This window comes from Ruegeria sp. D7, from assembly GCF_056534355.1.
Window position 1 is genome coordinate 124697 of the sequence record NZ_JBQFPG010000003.1, and the last position, 25183, is coordinate 149879.

The following is a 25183-nucleotide window of genomic DNA, read 5'->3' on the forward strand; positions in this document are numbered from 1 at the left end:
ATTTGATCCAGATCGTGGCGGCCCGGATTTGACGGTGAAACTCTAACGCAAGACCTCCGGCGCAACTGTGCCGGGGAACAGATGAGGTGCGCCCGATGCGCCAGAAATGGGAGAGAGAGAGTGAACAAGATCTTTGAAGTTCCACTTTATGCCTACGAGGCCAGCCCGGATCAATCCGCGCCAGCGCCCGTGCGCCACAAGGTCATCGTTGTTGGGGCCGGTCCGGTGGGTCTGGCCGCCGCCATCGATCTGGCCCAGCAAGGGGTCGAGGTGCTGGTGCTGGACGACAACGACAAGGTCAGCTTCGGCAGCCGCGCCATCTGTTTTGCCAAACGCCCGCTGGAAATCCTCGACCGTCTGGGTTGCGGGCAGCCGATGGTGGACAAGGGCGTTCTTTGGAACAAGGGCAAAGTGTTCTTCGACGAACGTCAGGTTTACGAGTTCGACCTGCAGCCCGACAGCGGCGATCAGCGCCCGGCCTTCATCAACCTGCAGCAATACTATTTCGAGCAGTTTCTGGTCGACCGCGTCCGCGAATTGCAAGCGCAGGGTGCACCGATCGAAATCCGCGGCCGCAACAAGGTCGAAGCCGTTGGAACCCACCCCGATCACGTCAAGCTTGAGGTCGAAACGCCTGAGGGTTCATACACCATCGAGGCGGATTGGGTCATCGCCTGCGACGGCGCGGGCTCACCCATGCGCGCCATGATGGGTAAGGATTTTGTGGGCCGCGTGTTCGAAGACAACTTCCTGATCGCTGATGTGATCATGGAGGCCGATTTCCCTTCGGAACGCTGGTTCTGGTTCGATCCGCCGTTCAACAAAGGCCAATCTGCGTTGCTGCATAAACAACCCGATGGCGTTTGGCGCATCGATCTGCAACTGGGATGGGATATCGACAAGGAACGCGAAAAGCGCCCGGAAAACGTGATCCCGCGCCTCAAGGCCATGCTGGGCGAGGAGGTAAATTTCGAGCTGGAATGGGTCAGCATCTACACCTTCCAGTGCCGCCGGATGGAGCAATTCCGCCATGGCCGCGTGATCTTTGCCGGTGACAGTGCCCATCAGGTCAGCCCGTTTGGCGCACGGGGCGCAAACTCGGGCGTGCAGGATACCGACAACCTGTGCTGGAAACTGAAACTGGTGATCGATGGCAGCGCACCTGAATCTTTGCTGGACAGCTACGATCAGGAACGCATTCACGGCGCGGACGAGAATATCCTGAACTCGACTCGCTCGACCGATTTCATCACCCCGAAATCGCAGATGTCACGCATCCTGCGCGATGCGGTGCTGGACTTGAGCGAGCACTATGACTTCGCCCGCCCGATGGTGAATTCTGGCCGCCTGAGCGTACCTTGCGTCTATGACGGCTCGTCGCTGAATTCGGCGGATGCGTTGAACGGGCCGACGCAGACGCGTCCCGGAGCGTCCTGTCCCGATGCGCCTTTGGGTGATGGCTTTCTACTGCCTAAACTGGCTGGACAGTTCACGCTGCTGACCATCGACGCCGATGCACCAGATGAGATCGAGGTCGATGGCATCATCGTCAAACGCCTGGCACTCTCGGTCAAAGACGACCCGACCCTGACGCTGAAGCGCCGCTATCTGGGCGATGCCAGCGGAGCGGTCTATCTGATCCGTCCCGATCAGCACGTGGCCGCCCGCCGCGACACCTACGAAGAAAATGCATTCCGGCACGCGGTGCGCCGCGCCACAGGCAAGGAGTAAGCGACATGGCTGATCTGATCCTCTCATCCAATCTGACCCAGGCAGACGATTTCTATGCCGATCTGGTGGCCGCCCATGAAGGGCTTGAGAAAGCCGAAAGCGATGCGTTCAACGCGCGCCTTGTGCTGGTTCTGGCAAACCACATCGGCGACAACGCGGTGCTGAAGCAGGCGTTGGACGCCGCAGCCCTGAAACAGGAGTAAGCCCATGAAAATCGAACAGATTCACCACGTCGCCTATCGCTGCAAGGACGCGAAAGAGACCGTTGAATGGTATGGCAAGATGCTGAACATGGATTTCATTCTGGCGATTGCCGAAGACCATGTGCCCTCCACCCATGAACCTGATCCCTACATGCACCTGTTTCTGGATGCCGGAAATGGCAATGTGCTGGCGTTTTTTGAGCTGCCTACCAAGCCGGAAATGGGGCGCGATCCCAACACGCCGATTTGGGTGCAGCACATCGCATTCAAGGTGAAGGACCGTGATGAGCTGATCGCATTCAAGGACCATCTCGAAGCCAACGGCGTCGAGGTTCTGGGTGTCACGGATCATTCGATCTTTCATTCGATCTATTTCTTCGATCCGAACGGTCACCGGGTGGAACTGGCTTGCCCCGACCCCGAGGAAGAGGCCATGCTGGCCCGGCTGGATTCGGTCAAATGGGATATGCTCGAAGAATGGTCGCGCACCAAACGAGCCCCTCAGCATGCCGACTGGCTGCATGCCAAGGAACTAAGCAAAGGCTAACCATCGTATGTCCGAAGTGGTTCTGTTTGATTACTGGCGTTCGTCCGCCAGTTACCGGGTGCGGATTGCACTGAATCTGGCTGGGATCACCTACCGCCCGGTCGTCGTGGATCTGGTGAACGGGGCGCATCGCGCCCCGGATCATTTGGACCGCAACCCGCAAGGTCTGGTCCCGGTGCTGGATATCGATGGGGTTCGGTTGACCCAATCGCTGGCGATCATCGATTATCTGGATGAGACCCGCGAACTGGGTCTGCTGCCAACCGATCCGGCCAAGCGAGCCGCGGCGCGGGCATTGGCGCACAGTATCGCGGTGGATATCCATCCGGTCTGCAATCTGTCGGTTGCCAAACATGCCACCGCGCTCACCCAAGGTGCAGGCGACATGCCCGGCGACTGGATGCGTCACTTCATCCGGCCGGGTCTGCTCGCGTTTGAATCGCTGCTGGGCGGCTTTGATCAATCCCCGTTCTGCACCGGTGAAACGCCGGGTCTGGCCGATATCTGCCTGATACCACAGCTTTATAATGCGCGCCGGTGGGAAGTTGATCTATCCGATATGCCACGCCTGACAGCAGTCGAGGCCGTCTGCGCCGAGCATTCGGCCTTTGCCGCAGCCCATCCTGACCTGCACGCTCCGCTCTGAACCGGCGCACAGAGTCTGTGTGGCGGTGCGGGTGCACAAATCCTCGCGCCGTCCTTAGGTTTCTATGCAACGACAGATGGAGAACCCCATGCCCAAGATCACCGGCTACCACGCCCATGTCTATTTCGACGCCGACACTCAGGACACGGCACGGCAGGTCTGTGAAGAGGCCGCGCGTCTGTTTCCCGCTGTCCAGATGGGCCACATGCATGCGCGCAATGTTGGCCCGCATCCGCGATGGAGTTGCCAGCTGGGCTTTCCAGCCGAAGCCTTTGATCAGGTCTTTCCCTGGCTGATCCTGAACCGGCAAGGGCTGACCATCTTTACGCATCCAGAAACCGGCGATCACTTGGCTGATCACCGGGATCGCGCTATCTGGATGGGCGAGATGCTGCCACTTGATCTGTCGATCTTCGATTAAGCCAATTCACGCGCCCGGTCGCGCAGGATGAACTTCTGAATCTTCCCCGTCGACGTCTTGGGCAACGCCCCAAACACAACCGTCTTGGGTGCTTTGAAATGGGCCATATGATCCCGGCAGAAAGCGATGATCTCCGCCTCATTCGCCTCTGCCTGCGGTTTCAATTCAACAAATGCACACGGCGTTTCACCCCATTTCTCATCCGGGCGGGCCACCACCGCTGCCTCCATAACAGCCGGGTGTTTATAAAGCGTATCCTCAACCTCGACCGATGAAATATTCTCGCCGCCCGAGATGATGATGTCCTTGGACCGATCCTTCAGCGCGATGTAGCCATCCGGGTGCATCACGCCCAGATCGCCCGAGGCAAACCACCCGCCTTTGAAGGCTTTGTCGGTCGCCTCGGCGTTCTTGAGATAGCCCTTCATGACAATGTTGCCCTGCATGAATATCTCACCCATGGTTTCGCCATCCGAGGGCACAGGCTCCATGGTTTCCGGGTCTGCGACCATCAAGCCAGACAATGCCACGTATTTCACACCCTGACGCACCTTGAGCGCGGCGCGGTCCTCTGCACCCTTGTCGTTCCATTCGTCCTTCCAGGCGCAGACGACGGATGGACCATAAGTCTCGGTCAACCCATAGACATGGGTAACCTCGACACCCATCCCTTCCATCGCTTCGATCACCTTGGCCGGCGGTGGAGCGCCAGCGGTCATCGCCTTAATCTGCTGCGTGAAATCCTTGAGGTGATCCGGTGCATTGGCCAGCATGTTCAGCACGATCGGCGCGCCGCAGAAATGAGTTACGCCCTCTTCTCGGAAGGCGCGATAGATCGGTTCGTCCCGTACGGCGCGCAGGCAGACGGAGGTGCCCGCATTGGCCGCCATCGTCCACGGGAAACACCAGCCGTTGCAGTGGAACATCGGCAAGGTCCACAGATAGACCGAATGCTGCGGCATCCCCCATGTCAGAATGTTCGACGTCGCGTTCAGCGCCGCGCCGCGGTGGTGATAGACTACACCCTTGGGGTTGCCGGTGGTGCCCGAGGTATAGTTCAGCGTGATCGCATCCCATTCGTCTTCGGGCAAAGACCAGTCGAACTCCGGATCACCCTCGGCCAACAGACCCTCATAGGTCAGATCTCCCAATCGCTCGCCACCGTCAATACTGGCGTCTTCGATGTCGATCACCAGAATGTTGTGATCCACCTGTCCTAACGCCTGTTTCACGACGCCTGAAAACTCGGGATCGACCAGCAGAACCTTGGCTTCGGCATGGTTCAGAATGAAGGCGATGATCGGCGCATCCAACCGCGTGTTGATCGCGTTCAGCACCGCCCCTGCCATGGGCACGCCAAAATGCGCCTCATACAGCTCGGGGATATTGGCCGCGATGATCGAGACTGTATCGCCCACGCCTACGCCATGCGTAGTCAGCGCGCTGGCCAGACGTCGGCTCCGCGCATAGGTTTCTGCCCAGCTATACCGGCGCTCGCCATACACAACGGATGGGTAATCCGGATACACTGCCGCCGTCCGCTCAAGATAGCTCAGCGGAGACAACGGCGTGAAATTCGCCGGGGTTTTATCCAGATGTTGCTGGTAGATAGGTGTGGCTGTCATCCGGCGATCCTCCCAAACTCGTCAGATTGTCGTATTGAGCACAAAGTTTACGTCATAACAAACCCGTATTAATACGCGTTTGAGCTACACTGGAGATATCCTATGGGCTAATCTGGCCCTACTTCACGCGCACCATTCGCGTTGATCTGCAGTATCACGTCACTTTGCGCCCGCCGGGACCTACTGATTCCCCGCGCGCCCCACTTTTGAAAGGACATGTCATGGACGGCACGTTCAACGAAAACGATCTTTCCCGCGTCGTCGAAGCCGACCGCGCCCACCTCTGGCATCACCTGATCCAGCACAAGCCGTTTGAGACCAACGATCCCCGTATCATTGTCGAAGGCAAAGGCATGCGCGTGTGGGACCAAAAGGGCAAAGAGCACTTGGATGCCGTATCAGGCGGTGTCTGGACCGTGAACGTGGGCTATGGCCGCGAATCTATCTGTAAGGCGGTTTATGACCAGCTGATGAAGCTGTGCTACTTCGCCAACACCGCAGGCTCGATCCCCGGTTCGAATTTCGCGGAAATGCTGATCGAAAAGATGCCGGGCATGAGCCGCGTGTACTACACCAACTCAGGTTCTGAGGCGAACGAGAAGGCATTCAAGATGATCCGCCAGATCGCGCACAAGAAATATGGCGGCAAGAAAACCAAGATCCTGTATCGCGACCGCGACTATCACGGCTCCACCCTGGCGACCATGTCGGCAGGTGGTCAGGACGAGCGCACCGCGCAGTACGGTCCCTTTGCACCCGATTTCGTGCGCGTGCCTCACTGCATGGAGTACCGCAAGCACGAGCTGGACGGCGCACCTGAAGAGAACTTTGGCGAATGGGCTGCAGATCAGATCGAAGAGGTCATCCTGCGCGAAGGCCCCGACACCGTTGGCGCCCTGTGCCTTGAGCCCGTGACCGCAGGCGGTGGCGTCATCGAAGCGCCTGAAGGCTATTGGCCCCGCGTGCAGGAGATCTGCAAGAAATACGACATCCTGCTGCACATTGACGAGGTTGTCTGCGGCGTAGGTCGGACCGGCACGTGGTTCGGCTATCAGCAGTACGGCATCAAGCCGGACTTCGTGACCATGGCCAAGGGCGTTGCCTCGGGTTATGCCGCGATCGCCTGCATGGTCACCACCGAGGAAGTCTTTGACATGTTCAAAGACGACGCGGCAGACCCGATGAACTATTTCCGTGATATCTCGACCTTTGGCGGCTGCACTGCCGGTCCGGCGGCAGCGGTTGAAAACATGCGCATCATTCAGGATGAAAACCTGCTGCAGAACTGCGTCGACATGGGTGATCGCATGATGGGCAACCTGCAGGCGCTGATGGAAAAGCACAAAGTCATCGGCGACGTGCGCGGCAAGGGTCTGTTCCTTGGCGCCGAGCTAGTAACCGATCGGACCACCAAGGATCCGATGGACGAAAAGCGCGTTCAGGCCGTTGTCGCAGATTGTATGGCGCAGGGCGTCATCATCGGTGCCACCAACCGCTCGATCCCCAGCCGCAACAACACGCTGTGCTTCTCACCGGCGCTGATCGCGACAGCGGACGACATCGATCAGATCACCGACGCCGTAGACGGCGCGCTGGGGCGTGTGTTCGGCTGATCTAGGCAACGAACTACCATTGAACCACATGAAACCCGCCAAATTTCGGCGGGTTTCTTTTCATGAGGACATCAGCCAAGCGTATGAGCTGATGCCAAAGATACTCAATTTTCATTCAAATGGCGGGAAAGAGTCCAAATTGGCCCTGAGCGCCGACGTTTTCTGCTGATGAAACGTCCCAAAATATCCATCTCAAAACTTACCTGCGTCCTATGTTTCAGGAGTTTGGGAGGGAAATCTAATGGCGACGCACGGGTATTGTCTGTGTAAAAGAACGAGCTGGGCCTACCAGGGCAGTCAAACATGGGCATGCTATTGCCACTGCGATGATTGCCGTCGGAATTGTGCCGCGCCGGTGGTTGCCTGGTTAGGCGTGCCGATAGAGAACTTTGAGTGGACCGGCGATAAACCCGGCACTTATGAAAGTTCCAAAGGCGTTTTCAGGCACTTTTGCGGGACGTGCGGATCACCTATTGGATTTGAAGCCGATCATTATCCGGGTGGTATGCACCTTTACGCAGCGTCGCTCGAAAACCCGGAAGATTTCAAACCGACTTTTCACGTCAACAAGCAAAGCAAATTGCCTTGGCTGCAAATGACTGATGATCTCGACGCGTTTGAAGGCACATTGCTACACACCCCTAACGACCCAGACGGATATCGTTAGATGAGGAAGCCACCTGGTTTTCAAGTGGCTGCTTTGCGCTGCCCTGCAGTCATTGATCATGTGTCAATGTAAACATACCCGCCACCGAACACACGCGCACGGATGACAGCGGCACGTCGGACGCTCGGCTTCACCGTACCAGCTACCGGCCGGGGCGCGGAGAGCTCAGATTACTCACCAAAATTCGGATAGATAAACCCGTTCACCGGGTACGAACTGCCGTAACTGCCCGGCCGGCTTTCAACCCGGACAAGCGTCCAATCATTGTTTTTGGACACGTCCCTCACGCCCATCTGCAACGACACCTTATTCCGGAGCCAGTTTGCGTGGTTCACAATGACTTCCCGCTCGGTGACAATATCGGACACGACAGCCACATGTCCCAGGGGCATCCCTCTGGTGGCCCGAAACGACATCACCGCACCGACCTCCGGTTCATTACCCCGGTCAAACCCATTGCGGGCCTTGCCCCACCAATCCTTGGCGTTGCCACGAATTTCGATGCCGCTGAGATTTCGTGCGTAGGGCACGCACCACACTCTTTGTCCCAGCGCATGTTTTCTTGAGACCTCTTGCAACGCCATGGCCTGACGTTCGGGATCCAAGTCCACCTCATTCGGATTTTTGGCACAGGCCGAGATCAGACTGAAAAGTCCCAAAACAACGGCAATTCGCGCGACGCCGGGCAGGCGCGACCAGATCGTATCAGTATTGCGTGCGTTGTACTGCAAGAAGGTTCTTTGCCGGTTTGAGTGGTGAAGCAGTTTTAATAATATCTTTAGGAAAAAGAAAAGAGCCCAGCTGCTCCCCGGCAGAATATTGCCAGTTCCTGCGCCGCATTCCGGCCGTTGGCCGAGCGTGCGGTCACTTATGCAACAGGTTTCCTCCCTGTGCCGTCCCTGGGATTCCTGGCAGGCCAAGAGGCCGGCACAAGGATCGGACACATGAACGCCAACCCGTCCCGCAGGTCGACGATCAAGCATCCGCTGGACAGTCGGGTTAGGCAGAATTACTTTGACCGCAACCCAATCCAACAGGAGGTTTGTATCGGATGTCCAAGACACTCTCGATCGCGGCAACTTCAATTCTGTTTTTGTCAACAGCGGCCTATGCGCAAGAACAATGCGCTGCTGGCAAAACGCTGACAGACGGCAAATTCACCATCGCAACGGGCAACCCGGCCTACTATCCGTGGGTGATCGACGACGCGCCAGAAAGCGGCGAAGGGTTCGAGGCAGCCGTTGCTTATGCCGTGGCTGAAGAAATGGGGTTCGCAGCTGATGATGTCGTTTGGGTCCGCTCGTCCTTCGACGAGGCGATCCAGCCCGGCGCCAAGGAATTTGACGTCAACATGCAGCAATATTCGATCACGCCTGAACGGGATCAGGTGGTCGATTTCTCTACCCCTTACTACACCGCCCCGATGGCAGTTCTGGTCAGCCCCAATTCGACCGACACTGCCCCGACGCTTGAAGCGCTGAAAGGCCTGCAATGGGGGGCCGTTGGCTCGACCACGGCGGTGCCGAAACTGGCAAGCATCATCCAGCCCGACAGCGACCCGTTGCTGTATGGCGACAATGCTGACGTTAACGCTGCCATGTCGGCCAACCAGATTGATGCGGCCCTGTTCGATCTGCCCACCGCCCTGTTCCTCAGCGCGGTGATGATCGAAGGCTCAAAGGTCATCGGTCAGTTCCCGGCGGATGAAAATGACAATCCGGATCATTTCGGCATGCTGATGGAAGAAGGCAACCCTCTGAAAGCCTGCGTGGACGAGGCGCTGGCGGCACTGGCAGCTAACGGCAAACTGGCCGAAATCGAAGCCGTATGGCTGCAGGACACCACTGGTGTCCCTCTGATCAAGTAACATGGCAGATCATAAGGCGGCGGGGATGACCCGCCGCGAACGGTATGAGGCGCACCAACGTCGACGCTCGTTGGTGATCGCCACGATTAGCACGGTCACTGTTGTGGCCGCGATCTACTTTCTGGTGCCGCTCGCGCCGGGCTGGTCGAAGGTTCAGCAAAGCTTTTTTAACGGCGAGACGCTTGTCAAAACCTTCCCGAAACTGCTTGAGGCGTTTCGGATCAACGTGATGATCTTTTTGTGGTCCGCACCGGCGATCGCCGTGCTTGGCCTGTTGATTGCCTTGGCGCGGGATGCCAAATCCCCCGCCCTGTTTCCGCTGCGCATCTTTGGCGCGGCGTTCACCGACATTTTCCGCGGCGTGCCAGTGATCCTGACGGTCTATCTGATCGGCTTCGGCATTCCGGGGCTCGGCCTGCCGCGCCCGTGGAATTCGCCTTACATATGGGGCTCGCTGGCGCTGATCCTGACTTACTCGGCCTATGTGGCTGAAATCTTCCGCTCAGGCATCGACAGCGTCCACCACAGCCAGCGCGCCGCCGCATTGTCGCTGGGTCTGTCGGAACGGCAAGTGATGCGCGACGTGGTGTTGCCGCAGGCGATCCGCAACGTGGTGCCCTCACAGATGAACATGCTGATTGCGCTGCAAAAGGATGTCTCTCTGCTCAGCTTTATCGGCCCGGTCGAGATCTTCCGTCAGGCGGGGGTATTCAAATCGCTACTGGCGAATTTCACCCCCTATGTGGGGGCCGCGATCATCTTCCTGATCGTCACCATCCCCGCCACACGCTACGCCGATCACCTGATGGCCCGCCAAATGCGAGAGAGGCGCTGATGCCCAAACTGGAACTTCAGGGCGTGGTGAAACGCTTTGGCGACCGCACGGTCTGTGAAGGGATTAATCTCACCGTTGATGAGGGCCAAATGGTTTGCTTAATCGGCGCATCCGGGTCGGGCAAGTCGACTCTGCTGCGTTGTATCAACCTGCTGGAACCCATCGAAGACGGCGCGATCTTTCTGGATGGCGAGGATATCTCGATCCCTGGTCTGAACCCGCAATCGGTGCGTGCCCGGATCGGGATCGTGTTCCAGAGCTTCAACCTGTTTCCGCATATGACCGCGCTTGAGAATGTCATGCTCGCGCCCCGCCGGGTGCGTGGGCTGACGCGCGCTGAATTGCAGCCCGAGGTCGAAGCGCTGTTTGCCCGGTTCGGACTGGCCGACCGGATGCACAACTATCCCGACCAATTGTCGGGCGGGCAGCAGCAGCGCGTCGCCATCGTACGCGCCTTGGCCATGCAGCCTGAGGTCATGCTGTTTGATGAAATCACCTCGGCCCTCGATCCCCAACTTGTGGGCGAGGTGCTGGATGTTCTGCTGATGCTTAAGAAACAGGGCATGACGATGATGATGGCCACGCATGAAATGGGCTTTGCCCGCGAGGCCGCCGACAAGATCTGTTTCCTCGACAGCGGTCGGATCATCGAAGAAGGCCCGCCCGAAGCGGTGTTTGACCACCCTTCGCACCAGACCACACAAGCCTTTTTGGCGCGGGCGTTGAAGTAAGCGCCTGGGTTCTGAATCCCTGACAATCTGACCCTCAAGGACTCGACTCTTTGAGGGTAAAGAACATATAAGAACAAATGTAGAACATTTGGGGGTTTTATATGTTCGGCGGGATGCAGCGCCGCATCGTTTCACTCTGGTTTCCCCGGCTGGCAAGTGACCGGGCTTTGCGTGTGCGCCCGGTCGATGGGCCGTTTGTTCTGACGCTGAAACAGAACAATGCAAACCGGGTGTATTGCCTGAATGTACAGGCCCAGCGGCAGGGCCTGCACAGCGGCATGCCCTATTCCGATGCCCGCGCCTTTTGCCCCGATCTGCAAAGCCATCCCGCCGACCCGCAAGGAGATCAACGGTTTCTGCACGCCCTGCGCCGCTGGGCCACGCGCTATTGCCCCTGGGTCGGGCTGGAAGGTGAGGATGGGCTGGTTCTGGACATCACAGGATCGGCGCATCTTGCGGGCGGGGAAGAGATGATGCTGACCGACATGCGCAGGCGTCTGGCCCGGGCCGGGCTGACGGTGCAGATCGGTCTGGCCCCGACACGCGGCGCGGCCTGGGCCTTGGCACATTATGGCGAGGGGGTCGCAACCCAAGATACGCTGAAGGCCATCCGCGCCCTGCCAGTGGCCGCGCTGCGGCTGGATGAGGATACCTCGGTCGCGCTGCAACGGCTGGGACTGCGCCGGATTGGCGAACTGGCGCAAACCCCGCGCGCGCCGCTGACACGCCGCTTTGGCCCCGAGGTACTGATGCGGCTGGATCAGGCCTTGGGGGATCAGCCCGAACAGATTACCCCGCTGGCCGATCCGCCCCATTACGGCGTGCGCATGACCCTGCCCGAGCCCATTGGGCTGTTGTCCGACATGATGGCCGGGGCGGAACGGCTGCTGGAACGGCTCTGCGACAAGCTGAAAGCGCAGGAGATGGGCGCGCGCAAGCTGTGCATGACCTTGCGCCGGGTGGATCAGGATCATCAGCAGGTCGAACTGCGGCTGGCCCGGCCTCTGCGTGATCCATATCGCATCCTGCCCCTGTTCGAGCGTGGACTGGCCGAGGTGGATGCAGGCTTTGGCGTCGATCAACTGCGGCTCGAGGCCACGCTGGTGGAACCCCTGCCGGTGCGCCAGATCAGCCGCGCCGCAAGCCGGGGCAAAGATCAACTGGATGACCTGATCACCCGCATCGGCACCCGCATCGGGTTGGAACAGGTCCACCGCCTGCTGCCCGCGCAAAGCCATATCCCCGAACGCAGCTTCATCATCTCGCCCGCCGCCTATTCCGACCCTGCAGGCGGTTGGGTCGCCCTGCGCCCTCGCCCCCTGCAGCTGTTTCCGCCGGAACCCATCGCCGGATCAGGCCCACACCCGCCGCGCCGCTTTCGCTGGCGGCGCATGTCGCTGACCACAGGCCGCTCAACCGGCCCCGAACGCATCTGCCCCGAATGGTGGCTGGAGGATGAGAACTGGCGCACGGGCCTGCGCGATTACTGGCAGATTGAAACCCGGCAGGGGCGGCGATTGTGGCTGTATTACACCCCGCAAAATCCGGGATGGTTCGTGCATGGGGAATTCGCATGACCAAACCGAACCCGCCCAGCTCACACGCGCAGGACCCTGGCTATGCCGAGCTGGGCGTGACCACCAATTTCACCTTCCTGACCGGGGCCTCGCACCCAGAAGAGCTGGTGACCCGCGCGGCAGAGCTGGGCCTGAAGGCCATCGCGATCACCGACCGGAACTCTCTGGCCGGGGTGGTCCGGGGCTGGAGCGCGTTGAAAGAACTGCGGCGCGAGGCGGAAGGCGCAGTTCAAATCCGCTCGCAACACCGGCTCGATTCCTCATCCCGGCAAGAGGTCGGGCATGTGCAGCCGATCGACAAACCAGATGTGCCCGCTCTGCCCAAGCTGATCGTCGGCTGCCGTCTGGTTCTGCGCGACAGCGCGGTGCACTGGCTGGCCCTGCCCCGCGACCGCGCCGCCTATCAGCGGCTGACTCGGCTGCTGACGCTGGGCAAGCGACGGGCCGAGAAAGGCGACTGTCATCTGGACCTGCAGGACATGCTGGCGGCCTGTCAGGGGATGATCCTAATCGCGCTGCCTCAGGCAGGGTTGAAACAGGCCATCCCCGACATTCAGACCGTCCGGCGGCAGTTCCCCAATGCGGTGTTTCTGGGGGCCGTGCCGCGTTATGACGGCAGTGACCGGGCCTATCTGGCGGCCTGTGCGCAGGCGGCGCTGCGGGCCTCGGCCCCCATGGTGGCGGTAGGCGATGTGCTGATGCACCGTGGCAACCGCCGCCAACTGGCCGATGTGCTGACCTGCATGCGCGAACACATCACGATTGACCAGATCGGCACCCGCGCCCTGCCCAATGCGGAACGGCGGCTAAAAAGCTATGCGGATATGGCCCGGCTGTTTCAGGACCACCCCGGCGCGCTGCGCCGCACACTGGAAATCGCCGACCGCTGCAGCTTTGACCTGAGCGAGCTGTCTTATGAATACCCCGACGAGATCGCCAGTACCGAGACCCCGCTGGCGCGACTGGAACGTCTGGCGCGCGAGGGGTTGAAACGGCGCTATCCGGGTGGCCCACCCGAGCGTGCGCTGCAATTGATGCAGAAAGAGCTGGCGCTGGTCGCGGATCTGGATTTCCCGACCTATTTCCTGACCGTGCATGACATTGTGCAATTCGCCCGCTCGCAAGGCATTCTGTGTCAGGGGCGCGGCTCGGCCGCCAATTCGATCCTGTGTTATCTGCTGGGCATCACCGATGTCAGCCCCGACATGATCGCCATGGTGTTCGAGCGTTTTGTCTCGAAATACCGGGGTGAGCCGCCGGATATCGATGTGGATTTCGAACACGAGCGGCGCGAAGAGGTGATCCAATGGATTTACGAGCAATATGGCCGCCACCGCGCGGGCCTCTGTGCCACGGTCATCCATTTCCGATCTCGCGCGGCAATCCGCGAGGTGGGCAAGGTGATGGGCCTGTCTCAGGACGTGACCGCGGGCCTGTCCGGCCAGATCTGGGGGATGAGCAATGGCGGCGTTGATGCCGAGCGGCTGCAGGAACTGGGCCTCGACCTCAAAGACCGGCGCCTGATGCAGACGGTTCGCCTGATTGGCGAGATCATCGGCTTCCCCCGCCACCTGTCGCAGCATGTGGGCGGGTTCGTCATCACCAAAGGGCGGCTGGATGAGCTATGCCCGATCGAAAACGCCGCGATGGAAGACCGCACCGTGATCGAATGGGACAAGGATGACATCGACGCGCTTGGCATTCTGAAGGTGGATGTATTGGGGCTGGGGATGCTCAGCTGTATCCGCAAGGCGTTTGACCTGATGCAACAGCACAACAGCGAAACCCTCAGCATCGCCACCGTCCCGCAAGAGGACACGGCGACCTACGACATGCTCTGCGCCGCTGATGCGGTGGGCGTGTTTCAGGTCGAAAGCCGGGCGCAGATGAATTTCCTGCCCCGGATGAGGCCGCGCGAATTCTACGATCTGGTGATCGAGGTTGCCATCGTCCGCCCCGGCCCCATTCAGGGCGATATGGTGCAGCCCTATATCCGGCGGCGCAACGGGCTGGAAAAGTCCGAACCCTTCGGCCCCGCTTTGGAAGAGGTGACACGGCGCACGCTGGGCGTGCCGCTGTTTCAGGAACAGGCCCTGCAAATCGCCGTGGTTGGTGCAGGGTTTTCGGCGGAAGAGGCCGACCACCTGCGCCGCTCGCTGGCCTCGTTCCGGCGCATGGGGACCATTGGCACATATCGTGACAAGTTCATCGCGGGGATGCTGAACAACGGCTATACGCCCGAGGTCGCCGACCGCTGCTTTGGCCAGATCGAAGGCTTTGCCGATTACGGCTTTCCCGAAAGCCATGCGGCGGCTTTTGCGATGCTGGCCTATGTCTCGGCCTGGATGAAATGCCACCACCCGGCGATCTTTGCCTGCGCGCTGCTGAATTCACAGCCCATGGGGTTTTATGCCCCCGCCCAGATCGTGCGCGACGCGCGCGAGCATGGGGTCGAGATCCGCCCAGTCTGCGTAAACGCCTCGACCTGGGACAATCTGCTGGAACGCCGCGCCGATGGGGCGCTGGCCCTGCGGCTGGGCTTTCGCCAGATCAAAGGGTTCAAGCAGGAGGACGCAGATTGGATCGTGGCTGCGCGGGGCAATGGCTATCCGGACCCCGAAACGCTGTGGCTGCGCGCAGGGCTGCGCCCGGATGTTCTGACCCGTCTGGCCGAGGCAGATGCGTTCTCCGGCATGGACCTGACCCGGCGCGACGCCCTGTGGCATGTCAAAGCCATCCGCAGCCGAACCGCCCTGCCGCTGTTCAATGACCCTATCGATGGCGAAAGCATCAATGAGCCGCAGGTCAACCTGCCGGTGATGCATCTGGGCGAGGAGGTTGTCGAAGACTACGTCTCGACCCGTCTGACCCTACGCTCGCACCCGATGGAGCTGTTGCGCCCATCCATCCCCGGCCTTGTGCCGCATGCCACGCTGCAGGACATCCCGCTGGGCCGCTACAGCGTCTGCGGGCTGGTGATCACACGCCAACGGCCGGGAACCGCCTCGGGCGTGATCTTTCTGACGCTTGAAGATGAAACCGGGGTCAGCAATGTGGTTGTCTGGCCCAAGGTCTATGAACGCTTTCGCCGCATCGTGATGGGCGGGCGGTTGCTGCAGGTCCGCGGGTATCTGCAGCGCGAGGGGATCGTCGTGCATCTGATCGCGCAGGAAATCACCGATATGTCGCATAAACTGTCCGAGCTTGGGCATCCGCTGGATGAGGCCATCGGCATCACCCAACCGCAAGCGGATGACACCCCGCGCGCCCGGCAGAACGGCCCAAGCGCCCGCCATCCGCGCGAACAGGCCAAGCGTCTGTTCCCAAGCCGGGATTTTCACTAGAACCCGCGCCAGCATAAGGCCAGTTTCAAAGAAACATCTGGCTAACGTGATCCGGTCACCTCTTTCCCTTGCCCTTGCCCGCAATATGTTGCACCACACACGGGTTCAAACCCGGTGAACGGGCCAAAGGATAAGGACAAGGCGCATGGCTGACGGATCGATCGACATCAACGCAAAACCCACCGAGGACATTTCGGTTCGCGAGGTGTTTGGCATTGACAGCGATATGGCAGTCAAAGGCTTTGCCGAACGCAGCGACCGCGTGCCGGTGATCGATCCGACCTACAAGTTCGATCCCGAAACCACGCTGGCGATTCTTGCGGGCTTTACCCATAACCGCCGGGTGATGATTCAGGGCTATCACGGCACCGGGAAATCGACCCATATCGAACAGGTTGCCGCCCGTCTGAACTGGCCTGCCGTGCGCGTGAACCTCGACAGCCATATCAGCCGGATCGACCTGATTGGTAAGGACGCGATCAAACTGCGCGACGGCAAGCAGGTCACTGAATTCCACGAAGGCATCCTGCCCTGGGCGCTGCGCAACCCCGTTGCCATCGTCTTCGACGAATACGACGCGGGCCGTGCGGATGTGATGTTCGTGATCCAGCGCGTGCTGGAGCATGACGGCAAACTGACCTTGCTGGACCAGAACGAGATCATCACACCGAACCCGAACTTCCGCCTGTTTGCGACCGCCAACACTGTGGGTCTGGGCGACACCACCGGCCTCTATCACGGTACACAGCAGATCAACCAGGCGCAGATGGACCGCTGGTCGCTGGTTTCGACACTGAACTATCTCAGCCACGATGCCGAGACGATGATCGTTCTGTCGAAAGCGCCGCATTACAACACCGCCGAGGGCCGCAAGACCGTCAGCCAGATGGTCACCGTCGCCGACCTAACCCGGACCGCCTTCATGAACGGCGATCTGTCGACCGTCATGAGCCCCCGGACCGTGATCAACTGGGCCCAAAACGCAGAAATCTTCCGCAACATCGGCTATGCCTTCCGCCTGTCGTTCCTGAACAAATGTGACGAGCTAGAGCGCCAGACGGTTGCTGAGTTCTATCAGCGCTGCTTTGATGAGGAACTGCCGGAAAGCGCGGCGAGCGCGAGCTTGGGCTAAGCAATATGAATTGCGCCCTCCGGGGCGCAATGCCTCCGGCGGAGGTATTTTTGGCCAGATGAAGGGGGATCCGGTTTCGCATTGATGCGGCGGGTCACTGCAACACAAAGGGCGATTGAACATGGTGCAGAAGAACGACAATCCTGCTGATCCGTTCAAGAAGGCTCTGGCCGAGGCTACTAAAGTTATGGCCGACGACCCCGAATTGTCGGTGAGCTACACTGTTGATCCATCGGGCCTGTCGGGCGAGTCGATGCGTTTGCCGCAGGTCTCACGCCGGATGACGCGCGAAGAGGTTCTTTTGGCGCGCGGGACGGCAGACGCGTTAGCTTTACAACGCAAATATCATGATGACGCGACCCATGCGCGATATGCCCCTCCGGGTGATATGGCGCGGGATCTCTATGAGGCGATGGAGACCGCACGGTGCGAGGCGATGGGTGCGCGGGACATGCCCGGCACCGCGTCGAATATCGACGTCAAGATCGGGCATGAGGCGATCCGGCGCGGCTATGATCAGTGCAAACAGCCTGCGGATGCGCCATTGGCTGTGGCGGCGGGCTATCTGATCCGGCATCTGGCCACGGGCCGCGACATGCCGCCTGCCGCCGAGAATGTCATGAACCTGTGGCGCGGATTTATCGAGGAACAGGCCGGCGGGACGCTGGAAAATCTTGACGAAATCCTCTCGGACCAGGCCGAATTTGCCAAATTCGCCAGACAGATGATCAAAGATCTGGGTTACGGCGATCAGCTGGGTGATGACCCGGATGAACTGGACGACGAACAGGAAGATCAGGCCGAAGAAGACGCCGAAGAGCAGCCCGATCCCGACAGCACCGGGCAGGATGATCAGGACGAACAGGACGCCGACGCGACGCCTGAGCAAACTCAGGAAGAACAGCAGGACCAGTCTCAGGCTCAGGTCTCGATGGACGAGATGGCCGAGGATGAGATGGGCGATGAGGCTGAAATGCCCGAGGGCGAGGCTCCGCTAGAACCGCCTGCCCCGCCACCTGCGTCCGAGGCGGACCCGGATTACAAGGTCTATCTGAACACCCACGACGAAGAGATCGCAGCTGAAGATCTGGCCGAACCGGCCGAGCTGGAACGCCTGCGGGCGTACCTTGACCAGCAGCTTGAACCGCTGAAAGGCGCAGTGAGCCGTCTGGCCAACAAGCTGCAGCGTCGCTTGCAGGCACAGCAGAACCGGTCTTGGGAGTTCGACCGCGAGGAAGGCATTCTGGATGCCGGACGTCTGGCGCGCGTCGTGGCCAACCCGACCACGCCGCTAAGCTTCAAGGTCGAAAAAGATACCGAATTCCGCGATACAGTGGTGACGCTGCTTCTGGACAATTCCGGCTCGATGCGCGGGCGTCCGATCTCGATTGCCGCGATCTGTGCAGATGTCCTGGCGCGGACGCTGGAACGTTGCAACGTCAAGGTCGAGATTCTGGGCTTTACCACCCGGGCCTGGAAAGGCGGTCAGGCGCGCGAGGCGTGGCTGAACGATGGCCGCCCGCAACAACCGGGGCGACTGAACGATCTGCGCCACATCATCTACAAAGGCGCCGATGCCCCATGGCGTCGCGCGCGACCCAATCTGGGTCTGATGATGAAAGAGGGCCTGCTGAAGGAAAACATCGACGGTGAAGCGTTGGAATGGGCGCATCGCCGGATGCTCGCGCGGCGTGAGGCCCGCAAGATCCTGATGGTGATCTCGGACGGCGCGCCGGTGGATGATTCCACGCTTAGCGTGAACCCGGCAAACTATCTGGAAAAGCACCTGCGCGACGTGATCGCCATGGTCGAAAAACGCAAGATGGTAGAACTACTGGCCATCGGCATCGGCCACGACGTGACGCGCTATTATGACCGCGCCGTCACGATCACCGATGTCGAGCAGCTTGCAGGTGCTATGACCGAGCAGTTGGCCGCACTGTTCGACAGCGACCCGCGCGCCCGCGCGCGCGTGATGGGGATGAAGCGGGCCAGTTGACGGCCCTGCTTCGACAGTGCAGACTTAGTGCCATCCAAGCCAGTTTTTGCACCGCTGAAGGCGACTTTGCTTATGGTGGCGCAACGGATAGCGCATAAGCGCTATATCGAAGGGCAGGAACATCATTCGTTCTCCTGTTTATCTGCTTGGATAGTGTCCCAACCCTGCCCGGCCTGCTTGTAGCTGGTCCTGAGATACGCCCTAGAAACCCTTGAGATTGTTGTTGAACCTTGTCGTTCCGCGAGAAACGGAGTGTATTTGCCGCATGCGCTATGAGTTTGCAGACTGTATTCTGGATGTGGATCGACACGTCCTGACCCGCCGGGGTGAGCCCGTCGCAATCGAACCTCAGGTATTCGATCTGTTGGTCCTCTTGGCCCAGCACCCAGGTAAGCTGGTGCCCCGGGACGAGATCATCGCGCGGGTATGGAGTGGCCGCTTTGTCTCGGATTCTACGATCAGCGCACGTATCGCAGCGGCGCGTAAGGCAGTCGGCGATGATGGCAAAGCGCAACGGATCATTCGGACAGTCGTACGGCGCGGGTTGCAAATGGCGGCGGATGTGACCTGTGACGCCGACACCGATTCAGGCGTAGAAAACCATACGCAACGGCTGCGTTACGCGCGCGATGCGAAGGGCCGCGCTGTTCCATACACGCTTTCCGGTGATGGGTTGCCGGTGCTGCGCATCGGTTCGGTCGTGCACGATCTGGAGGCGGAATGGCGCATCCCGTCCGAGCGTACCCGGTTGCAGGACATGGCAAACCGTTTCCGCCTGTTACGCTACAACAAGGACAATGACGTCAGCTCAAACATCGATCATCAGGCGGTGTATGACCGCAGAATAGAAGAAATCCTGACCGTCGTGAATGCAGCGGGGTTTGACCGCTTTTCCATTCTCGGTGAAATGGGCGGCACCTTCCCTGCCCTACACTTCGCCGCAAGGCACCCCGAGCGGATTGACAAGCTGATTATCTCCGGCGGATGGGCAGAAGGGCGAGATTACCGGGAAGATACCAAACAACCCGACTCGATCCGGTCACTGATCGCGGAAGGCTGGAACACGCCGGGCAGCGGCTATGCTATGGGCGCTGAATTCAGCTATTTTCCAGAAGGTCCGCTGGATAGCGTTCGGCACATGGTCAATGAATTGCAGACACTTTATTCAAGCGAGGAAAGACTTCACTACCGTGACATCGCCAATAGCACCTCGGTGCTGCAACTTCTTCCGATGGTGCAATGCCCCACTCTGGTTCTGCACGGGCGGCACACAGCCGTTCACCCCCTGTCCGAGGCGCGCAAACTGGCGGCTGGAATCCCCAATGCCTCGCTTGTGATCCTTGAGACCGGCAACCAGATACCATTGCCTGGAAATGAGGCCTACAACCCGTATATCCAGGCCATTCAACGCTTTCTTGAGACAGAAGAATAGTGTGCGCCGAGGCGCTGGACATTTCCTACCGCAGGCCGCAGGTTTGCGCGCAGCAAGACCGACGAATGAGGCCGCCCATGTTCCAGAGTTTCGAAGTGACCGCACGCCCCGAGCAAGGCCCACCACGACTGGCCGCTTTGCGGGACGAGCTGGCGCGCGAAGGCCTGCAGGGCTTCCTGATCCCGCGTGCGGATGCGCATCAGGGTGAATATGTGGCCCCTCGGGATGAAAGGCTGGCCTGGCTTACCGGGTTCACCGGTTCTGCGGGGTTTTGCGCGGCGCTCACGGACATTGCCGGGGTTTTCATCGACGGGCGCTATCGCACACAGGTAAAGGCCCAGGTCGCACAGGATTACACGCCGGTCCCATGGCCAGATGTCAGCCTGAGCGCGTGGTTGAAAGAGCAATTGCCAAATGGCGGCAAAGTCGGGTTTGATCCGTGGCTCCACGCTGCAGGACAGATTTCGTCTGCACAGAAAGAGCTTGAAGGCAGCGGCGTCGAACTGGTGCGCTGTGATAACCTTGTAGACCGAATTTGGGCGGATCAACCCGACCCTCCGATGAATCCTGTCAGGGCACATCCGATTGAATTTGCAGGTGAAAGCGCCGAGCGCAAAATCAAGCGCCTCGCGAGTGACCTGCAGAGCGCAGATCGCGCGGCAGCGGTGATCACCTTGCCGGATTCGATCATGTGGCTGTTGAATATCCGCGGCGCGGACATCGCATACAACCCTGTGGCCCATGGCTTTGCCATCCTGCACGGTGATGGGCGGGTGGATCTGTTCATGGCCGCTGCCAAACTGACCGGGATCGGGGATCATCTGGGCCCGCAGGTCACCCAACACCAACCCGACGCGTTCCTGACAGCGGTTGAGGCACTTGAAGGCAAGGTACAGGTCGATCCGGGAACGGTTCCGCAGATCATAGCAGATGCGTTGGGGGACCGTATGGTCGATGGCGGCGATCCCTGCGCCCTGCCCAAAGCCCGCAAGAACCCGGCCGAAATCGCAGGCACGGCCGAGGCACATCTGCGAGATGCCGCAGCGGTGATCGAACTGCTGTGTTGGCTAGACGCGCAGAAGCCCGGCACCCTGACCGAGACACAGGTAGTAACGCGGCTGGAAGAAAGCCGCCGCCGGGACAACGCGCTGCAGGATATCTCATTCGACACCATCGCGGGCACCGGGCCGAACGGGGCCATCATGCATTATCGCGTGACCGAGGAAACCGACAGCAGGCTGGAAAACGGTCACCTGCTGGTGCTGGACAGCGGTGGGCAATATCTGGACGGCACCACCGATATCACCCGCACAATTGCAATCGGCGATGTTGGGGATGAGGAGAAGGCCTGCTTTACACGCGTCCTCAAAGGCATGATCGCCATGTCGATGCTACGCTGGCCTGTTGGCTTGGCAGGACGCGATATCGAATGCGTAGCGCGGCTGCCGCTGTGGCTGGCCGGGCAGGATTTCAACCATGGGGTTGGTCATGGGGTCGGTACCTATCTCAGCGTGCATGAGGGCCCTCAGCGCCTGTCTCGGGTCAGCCATGTCCCGCTTGAGCCGGGTATGATCCTGTCGAACGAGCCGGGATATTACCGCGAGGGTGCTTTTGGCATCCGGCTTGAGAACCTTGTCGTAGTGGAAGAGGCCCCAAACCTGCCCAGCGGTGACGATGAACGCGCCATGCTGAACTGGCGTACGCTGACTTATGTCCCAATCGACAGGCGTTTGATTGTAGTCGATATGCTGACACGAGAGGAACGTGCTTGGCTGAACGCCTATCACCGCGACGTCGCGGAAAAAGTCCGGCCAAGGCTGGGCGACGCCGCTCAACTGTGGTTGGATGCCGCAACCGCACCGGTCTGACACCGGATTGTTACATAGTTTGGGCAGAGGAGAAGCCCTGACACGACGAGGGAAGGAACAGGAATGACAGACACCATCACGATCCGCAAAGCACCGGGCAAATGGAGCGTCCGTTCAGGCGGCGCGATTTTGGGTGAAACCAACAACGCGCTGGAACTTCTGGAAGGCGACAAAGACCCGGTTATCTACTTCCCGCGTGCGGACATTGCGATGGCCTTTCTGGATCGGACCAACAAAGTCACCCAATGCGCAGGCAAGGGAGACGCCACGCATTTCTCGATCGTAAACAAATCCTCAGTCACCGAAAACGCCGCTTGGAGTTATGAAAACCCGATCGACGCGGTGGCCGAAATCAAGGATCACTTGGCCTTTTATCCCGCAGACTCGATCAAGGTGGAACAACTCTGATCCCAGTATCCGTGCAGGACCGGATCGATCTGCAAAACGGCGAAGATCCTCAGAACCTGCCCTGTCCACAATGTTGCGAGGTGACCATGACAAAGCGTCTATTGAATTCCGCAGGCCCGATTGCGGCCCTGACGATGGCCTTTTCAATGGCCCTGCCCGCCGCAAGCTCTGCCAACACCGGTCTGGCCAATCCCGCGGCAACATATTGCATCGCGCAAGGCGGGCTCTACGGTATACATGACGGTCCGGACGGTCAGAGCGGTATCTGCCAATTGCCCGACGGCACCCGGATCGATGCCTGGACCTATTTTCGCGAACACCATGCGGGCGCGGATGGCAGCAAGCCGGTCGGCCTTGCAAATCCCGCCGCCGTGTACTGTGGCTCAATTGGAGGCGAATATGACCTGACCACGTCTCGCTGCGCACTGAGCGACGGTACGTCCGCCGATGCATGGGAGCTGTACCGCAAGGCACATGGAAAAACGCATCAGGTGGTGAACCCAGCAGCAGCCTACTGCCTTGAGATCGGCGGCAGCTACAAGATCAAAGACACTGGTTCGGGTCAGGTGGGTATATGCACCAAGCCGGACGGCACCTCGCAGGACGCATGGGCCCTATTCCGTGCGGAAAATCCCGAGTGATCCGTTCCGATAATCAAGCCCGACATCCACACCCAAAATGAACCTGAAGCCCCGATTGAGCCGCAGTTTATCGACGATCAGAGCGCGTGTTAGTGACCGTTTTGCGACAGCCTGATCGCGTCCATTAAGTCGCCTTGGCTAATTTTCAGGTTTTCCTGCGACGGAAGCACATCATCTGGCTGTAGATTTCACTAGGATTTGCCTTCCTCGCTTTCGATGAAGGGTTCGAGATTCACGAAAGTCTGGACAGGGCATTTCACCGCTTTTTCGGGATTGCACAAACCAGCCTGACCGACCGGATCGACGACATACCTGATCTCCGGATTTGCCCTTCAGACCGCATCCTTGGTGCTCGATGCCGTTACAAATGACAGCGCCTTGTTTCCGTGAGCCGATATCCCCGGAGCCAATGTTCTTGATGTAAAACTGCCCCTTCGCACGCTTGAAGAACTTGAAAAACTGATGCCCGAGGTGGAGTTCCTTGCCTATTTCGTTCAGGTTCTTCGATAGGTCAAATCGACCTCTGATCAGCCATTCGATGCAATCTTTGCACCGGCGGCCGAGAAAACCTGCCAATAAACACACACCCGCCTCGAAACAGTAAGTCGCAACATAGGTTTCAGAATCACCCGTGCCGCGATTGCAGTAGCCCTGGACGATCTGCTGTTCTAGTGTCGCGCAGCGACCAGACATAGGACTTGGGAATGAAAATCGCCACCGCCGCCTACGACCTCGATTGGCTCGATAGTTGGGCTCAATATGAAGACAAGCTTGAGGCATGGGTTTCCGAGGCCGCAGGACAAGGTGCCGACCTTCTGGTCTTTCCCGAATACGGCGCAATGGAGTTGTCGACGCTCGACGGCCCTAAGGTGGCCGGTGATCTCGAACGCTCAATCCGGGCGGTTTCCGACCGGATGGAAGATGTACAAGTTGTGCATTCGCGCCTTGCAAAGATGTACAACACATACATTCTGGGGGCTTCCGCCCCGGTCATCGACGGACCAGGGCGCCCGGTGAACCGCGCAGTGTTCTACGCTCCTGACGGTCGTCTCGATCATCAGGACAAGCAGATCATGACACGGTTTGAACGCGAGGCCTGGGACATCGCCCCGGGCGGTTCGTTGAAACTGTTTGATACCGCATTGGGTAAAATCGGCGTTCTGATCTGCTATGACAGTGAGTTCCCTCTCTTGGGTCGGGCCCTGAGCGAGGCCGATTTGATCCTCGTTCCATCCTGCACCGAAGCCCTGTCCGGGTATTGGCGTGTGCGGATCGGCGCCATGTCTCGTGCCCTTGAAAATCAATGTGTTACGGTAATGTCATCGTTAGTTGGCGGCAATGAATGGTCCGAAGCAGTCGACATGAATACCGGCATGGGTGGCGTGTTTGGCCCGCCCGATATCGGGTTCCCACCGACGGGAGTGCTTGCCGAGGGCACGCTGAATACCGCCGGCTGGACCTATGCCGAGGCCGACCTGTCCACAATTGCAAACGTCCGCGCAGACGGGTGGGTGTTGAACCGCACACATTGGACCGAGCAAGACGCTCGGGTCGATTCAGTCACAATATCACCCCTTTAGGTGACTTCGCCCTTGAAATAAGGCCGAAATAGGCTCATTTAAGCGCACGATCTGCAGATTCTGCAGGTGCAACCTAATGATGGAGACAACATGGCCAAGGAAGATACGCTCGAATTTCCCGGTGTCGTGAAGGAACTCCTGCCTAATGCGACGTTTCGGGTCGAGCTGGAAAACGGCCATGAGATCATCGCACATACGGCAGGCAAGATGCGCAAGAACCGCATCCGTGTTCTGGCCGGCGACAAAGTTCAGGTCGAAATGACCCCATATGATCTGACCAAGGGTCGGATCAACTATCGCTTCAAGTAACGCTTCG

22 protein-coding genes are annotated in these 25183 nt (G+C 59.4%); 20 read left to right on the forward strand and 2 right to left on the reverse strand.

What is annotated here, in order from left to right:
* Positions 1-120: 120 nt before the first annotated feature.
* The 5 genes from ACRZ9U_RS05645 (at position 121) to ACRZ9U_RS05665 (ending at position 3548) form a co-directional block, all read left to right on the forward strand.
* A complete protein-coding gene (locus tag ACRZ9U_RS05645; protein WP_170402424.1) occupies positions 121-1731 on the forward strand; it encodes an FAD-dependent oxidoreductase in 1611 nt (536 codons plus the stop codon).
* Positions 1732-1736: 5 nt separating this feature from the next.
* Positions 1737-1934, forward strand: a complete 198-nt coding sequence (locus ACRZ9U_RS05650; RefSeq protein ID WP_170392682.1) for a DUF2783 domain-containing protein — start codon at positions 1737-1739, stop codon at positions 1932-1934.
* A 4-nt stretch (positions 1935-1938) separates the two neighbouring features.
* The gene (locus ACRZ9U_RS05655; protein ID WP_170392683.1) at positions 1939-2481 is read left to right on the forward strand and encodes a VOC family protein; all 543 of its coding nucleotides are present in this window, start codon (positions 1939-1941) and stop codon (positions 2479-2481) included.
* 7 nt (positions 2482-2488) lie between these two features.
* A complete protein-coding gene (gene maiA / locus ACRZ9U_RS05660; protein WP_170402426.1) occupies positions 2489-3127 on the forward strand; it encodes a maleylacetoacetate isomerase in 639 nt (212 codons plus the stop codon).
* An 88-nt stretch (positions 3128-3215) separates the two neighbouring features.
* Positions 3216-3548, forward strand: a complete 333-nt coding sequence (locus ACRZ9U_RS05665) for a DOPA 4,5-dioxygenase family protein (RefSeq protein ID WP_170402428.1) — start codon at positions 3216-3218, stop codon at positions 3546-3548.
* Here the strand turns inward: ACRZ9U_RS05665 and ACRZ9U_RS05670 are convergent.
* The gene (locus ACRZ9U_RS05670) at positions 3545-5173 is read right to left on the reverse strand and encodes an acyl-CoA synthetase (protein ID WP_170402431.1); all 1629 of its coding nucleotides are present in this window, start codon (positions 5171-5173) and stop codon (positions 3545-3547) included. The two genes, ACRZ9U_RS05665 and ACRZ9U_RS05670, sit on opposite strands and share 4 nt — an antisense overlap.
* A gap of 221 nt (positions 5174-5394) precedes the next feature.
* Between ACRZ9U_RS05670 and ACRZ9U_RS05675 the strand changes: the two genes are divergently transcribed.
* Positions 5395-6786, forward strand: coding sequence for an aminotransferase class III-fold pyridoxal phosphate-dependent enzyme (locus tag ACRZ9U_RS05675; RefSeq protein WP_170402433.1), 1392 nt, complete (start codon positions 5395-5397; stop codon positions 6784-6786).
* 241 nt (positions 6787-7027) lie between these two features.
* Positions 7028-7453: a GFA family protein gene (locus ACRZ9U_RS05680; RefSeq protein WP_223116959.1), complete on the forward strand. Its 426-nt coding sequence runs from the start codon at positions 7028-7030 to the stop codon at positions 7451-7453.
* 170 nt (positions 7454-7623) lie between these two features.
* Here ACRZ9U_RS05680 and ACRZ9U_RS05685 read toward each other — a convergent pair whose 3' ends face one another.
* On the reverse strand, positions 7624-8397 hold the full coding sequence (locus tag ACRZ9U_RS05685; protein WP_480901375.1) for a CHAP domain-containing protein: 774 nt from the start codon (positions 8395-8397) through the stop codon (positions 7624-7626).
* 107 nt (positions 8398-8504) lie between these two features.
* Between ACRZ9U_RS05685 and ACRZ9U_RS05690 the strand changes: the two genes are divergently transcribed.
* The 13 genes from ACRZ9U_RS05690 (at position 8505) to infA (ending at position 25176) form a co-directional block, all read left to right on the forward strand.
* Positions 8505-9320, forward strand: a complete 816-nt coding sequence (locus ACRZ9U_RS05690; RefSeq protein ID WP_170402438.1) for an ABC transporter substrate-binding protein — start codon at positions 8505-8507, stop codon at positions 9318-9320.
* A gap of 1 nt (position 9321) precedes the next feature.
* Entirely contained in the window at positions 9322-10155 is an 834-nt protein-coding gene (locus tag ACRZ9U_RS05695; RefSeq protein ID WP_010437538.1) for an amino acid ABC transporter permease, read from the forward strand.
* A complete protein-coding gene (locus ACRZ9U_RS05700) occupies positions 10155-10886 on the forward strand; it encodes an amino acid ABC transporter ATP-binding protein (RefSeq protein WP_170402441.1) in 732 nt (243 codons plus the stop codon). The genes ACRZ9U_RS05695 and ACRZ9U_RS05700 overlap by 1 nt, the downstream gene beginning before the upstream one ends.
* 101 nt (positions 10887-10987) lie before the next feature.
* On the forward strand, positions 10988-12463 hold the full coding sequence (locus tag ACRZ9U_RS05705) for a Y-family DNA polymerase (RefSeq protein ID WP_170402444.1): 1476 nt from the start codon (positions 10988-10990) through the stop codon (positions 12461-12463).
* Positions 12460-15807: an error-prone DNA polymerase gene (locus tag ACRZ9U_RS05710; RefSeq protein ID WP_170402447.1), complete on the forward strand. Its 3348-nt coding sequence runs from the start codon at positions 12460-12462 to the stop codon at positions 15805-15807. Before ACRZ9U_RS05705 ends, ACRZ9U_RS05710 begins: the two co-directional genes overlap by 4 nt.
* Positions 15808-15952: 145 nt before the next feature.
* A complete protein-coding gene (gene cobS, locus ACRZ9U_RS05715; protein ID WP_010437533.1) occupies positions 15953-16939 on the forward strand; it encodes a cobaltochelatase subunit CobS in 987 nt (328 codons plus the stop codon).
* Positions 16940-17060: 121 nt separating this feature from the next.
* Positions 17061-18938: a cobaltochelatase subunit CobT gene (gene cobT / locus ACRZ9U_RS05720; protein ID WP_170392695.1), complete on the forward strand. Its 1878-nt coding sequence runs from the start codon at positions 17061-17063 to the stop codon at positions 18936-18938.
* 265 nt (positions 18939-19203) lie between these two features.
* Positions 19204-20370: an alpha/beta hydrolase gene (locus ACRZ9U_RS05725; protein ID WP_170402450.1), complete on the forward strand. Its 1167-nt coding sequence runs from the start codon at positions 19204-19206 to the stop codon at positions 20368-20370.
* 77 nt (positions 20371-20447) lie between these two features.
* On the forward strand, positions 20448-22238 hold the full coding sequence (locus ACRZ9U_RS05730; RefSeq protein ID WP_170402453.1) for an aminopeptidase P family protein: 1791 nt from the start codon (positions 20448-20450) through the stop codon (positions 22236-22238).
* A gap of 63 nt (positions 22239-22301) precedes the next feature.
* Positions 22302-22646 (forward strand): DUF427 domain-containing protein, encoded by a 345-nt coding sequence (locus tag ACRZ9U_RS05735; protein WP_170392698.1) that lies wholly within the window; start codon positions 22302-22304, stop codon positions 22644-22646.
* Positions 22647-22732: 86 nt separating this feature from the next.
* Positions 22733-23287 carry a DUF333 domain-containing protein gene (locus ACRZ9U_RS05740; protein ID WP_170402456.1) on the forward strand — a complete coding sequence of 185 codons (555 nt, stop codon included), beginning with the start codon at positions 22733-22735 and terminating at the stop codon, positions 23285-23287.
* Positions 23288-23991: 704 nt separating this feature from the next.
* On the forward strand, positions 23992-24867 hold the full coding sequence (locus ACRZ9U_RS05745; RefSeq protein ID WP_170402459.1) for a carbon-nitrogen hydrolase family protein: 876 nt from the start codon (positions 23992-23994) through the stop codon (positions 24865-24867).
* A 90-nt stretch (positions 24868-24957) separates the two neighbouring features.
* Positions 24958-25176 (forward strand): translation initiation factor IF-1, encoded by a 219-nt coding sequence (gene infA, locus ACRZ9U_RS05750; RefSeq protein ID WP_005978431.1) that lies wholly within the window; start codon positions 24958-24960, stop codon positions 25174-25176.
* The last annotated feature ends 7 nt before the right edge of the window (positions 25177-25183 follow it).

What these genes read in the sequence shown, in the direction of transcription:
- infA (WP_005978431.1), top strand. Translation starts at nt 24,958, where the DNA reads ATGGCCAAGGAAGATACGCTCGAATTTCCCGGTGTCGTGAAGGAACTC.
- ACRZ9U_RS05710 (WP_170402447.1), top strand. Translation starts at nt 12,460, where the DNA reads ATGACCAAACCGAACCCGCCCAGCTCACACGCGCAGGACCCTGGCTAT.
- cobS (WP_010437533.1), top strand. Translation starts at nt 15,953, where the DNA reads ATGGCTGACGGATCGATCGACATCAACGCAAAACCCACCGAGGACATT.
- cobT (WP_170392695.1), top strand. Translation starts at nt 17,061, where the DNA reads ATGGTGCAGAAGAACGACAATCCTGCTGATCCGTTCAAGAAGGCTCTG.
- ACRZ9U_RS05695 (WP_010437538.1), top strand. Translation starts at nt 9,322, where the DNA reads ATGGCAGATCATAAGGCGGCGGGGATGACCCGCCGCGAACGGTATGAG.
- ACRZ9U_RS05670 (WP_170402431.1), bottom strand. Translation starts at nt 5,173, where the DNA reads ATGACAGCCACACCTATCTACCAGCAACATCTGGATAAAACCCCGGCG.
- ACRZ9U_RS05700 (WP_170402441.1), top strand. Translation starts at nt 10,155, where the DNA reads ATGCCCAAACTGGAACTTCAGGGCGTGGTGAAACGCTTTGGCGACCGC.
- ACRZ9U_RS05740 (WP_170402456.1), top strand. Translation starts at nt 22,733, where the DNA reads ATGACAAAGCGTCTATTGAATTCCGCAGGCCCGATTGCGGCCCTGACG.
- ACRZ9U_RS05665 (WP_170402428.1), top strand. Translation starts at nt 3,216, where the DNA reads ATGCCCAAGATCACCGGCTACCACGCCCATGTCTATTTCGACGCCGAC.
- ACRZ9U_RS05735 (WP_170392698.1), top strand. Translation starts at nt 22,302, where the DNA reads ATGACAGACACCATCACGATCCGCAAAGCACCGGGCAAATGGAGCGTC.
- ACRZ9U_RS05690 (WP_170402438.1), top strand. Translation starts at nt 8,505, where the DNA reads ATGTCCAAGACACTCTCGATCGCGGCAACTTCAATTCTGTTTTTGTCA.
- ACRZ9U_RS05655 (WP_170392683.1), top strand. Translation starts at nt 1,939, where the DNA reads ATGAAAATCGAACAGATTCACCACGTCGCCTATCGCTGCAAGGACGCG.
- ACRZ9U_RS05650 (WP_170392682.1), top strand. Translation starts at nt 1,737, where the DNA reads ATGGCTGATCTGATCCTCTCATCCAATCTGACCCAGGCAGACGATTTC.
- ACRZ9U_RS05725 (WP_170402450.1), top strand. Translation starts at nt 19,204, where the DNA reads ATGCGCTATGAGTTTGCAGACTGTATTCTGGATGTGGATCGACACGTC.
- ACRZ9U_RS05730 (WP_170402453.1), top strand. Translation starts at nt 20,448, where the DNA reads ATGTTCCAGAGTTTCGAAGTGACCGCACGCCCCGAGCAAGGCCCACCA.
- ACRZ9U_RS05745 (WP_170402459.1), top strand. Translation starts at nt 23,992, where the DNA reads ATGAAAATCGCCACCGCCGCCTACGACCTCGATTGGCTCGATAGTTGG.
- ACRZ9U_RS05680 (WP_223116959.1), top strand. Translation starts at nt 7,028, where the DNA reads ATGGCGACGCACGGGTATTGTCTGTGTAAAAGAACGAGCTGGGCCTAC.
- maiA (WP_170402426.1), top strand. Translation starts at nt 2,489, where the DNA reads ATGTCCGAAGTGGTTCTGTTTGATTACTGGCGTTCGTCCGCCAGTTAC.
- ACRZ9U_RS05705 (WP_170402444.1), top strand. Translation starts at nt 10,988, where the DNA reads ATGTTCGGCGGGATGCAGCGCCGCATCGTTTCACTCTGGTTTCCCCGG.
- ACRZ9U_RS05675 (WP_170402433.1), top strand. Translation starts at nt 5,395, where the DNA reads ATGGACGGCACGTTCAACGAAAACGATCTTTCCCGCGTCGTCGAAGCC.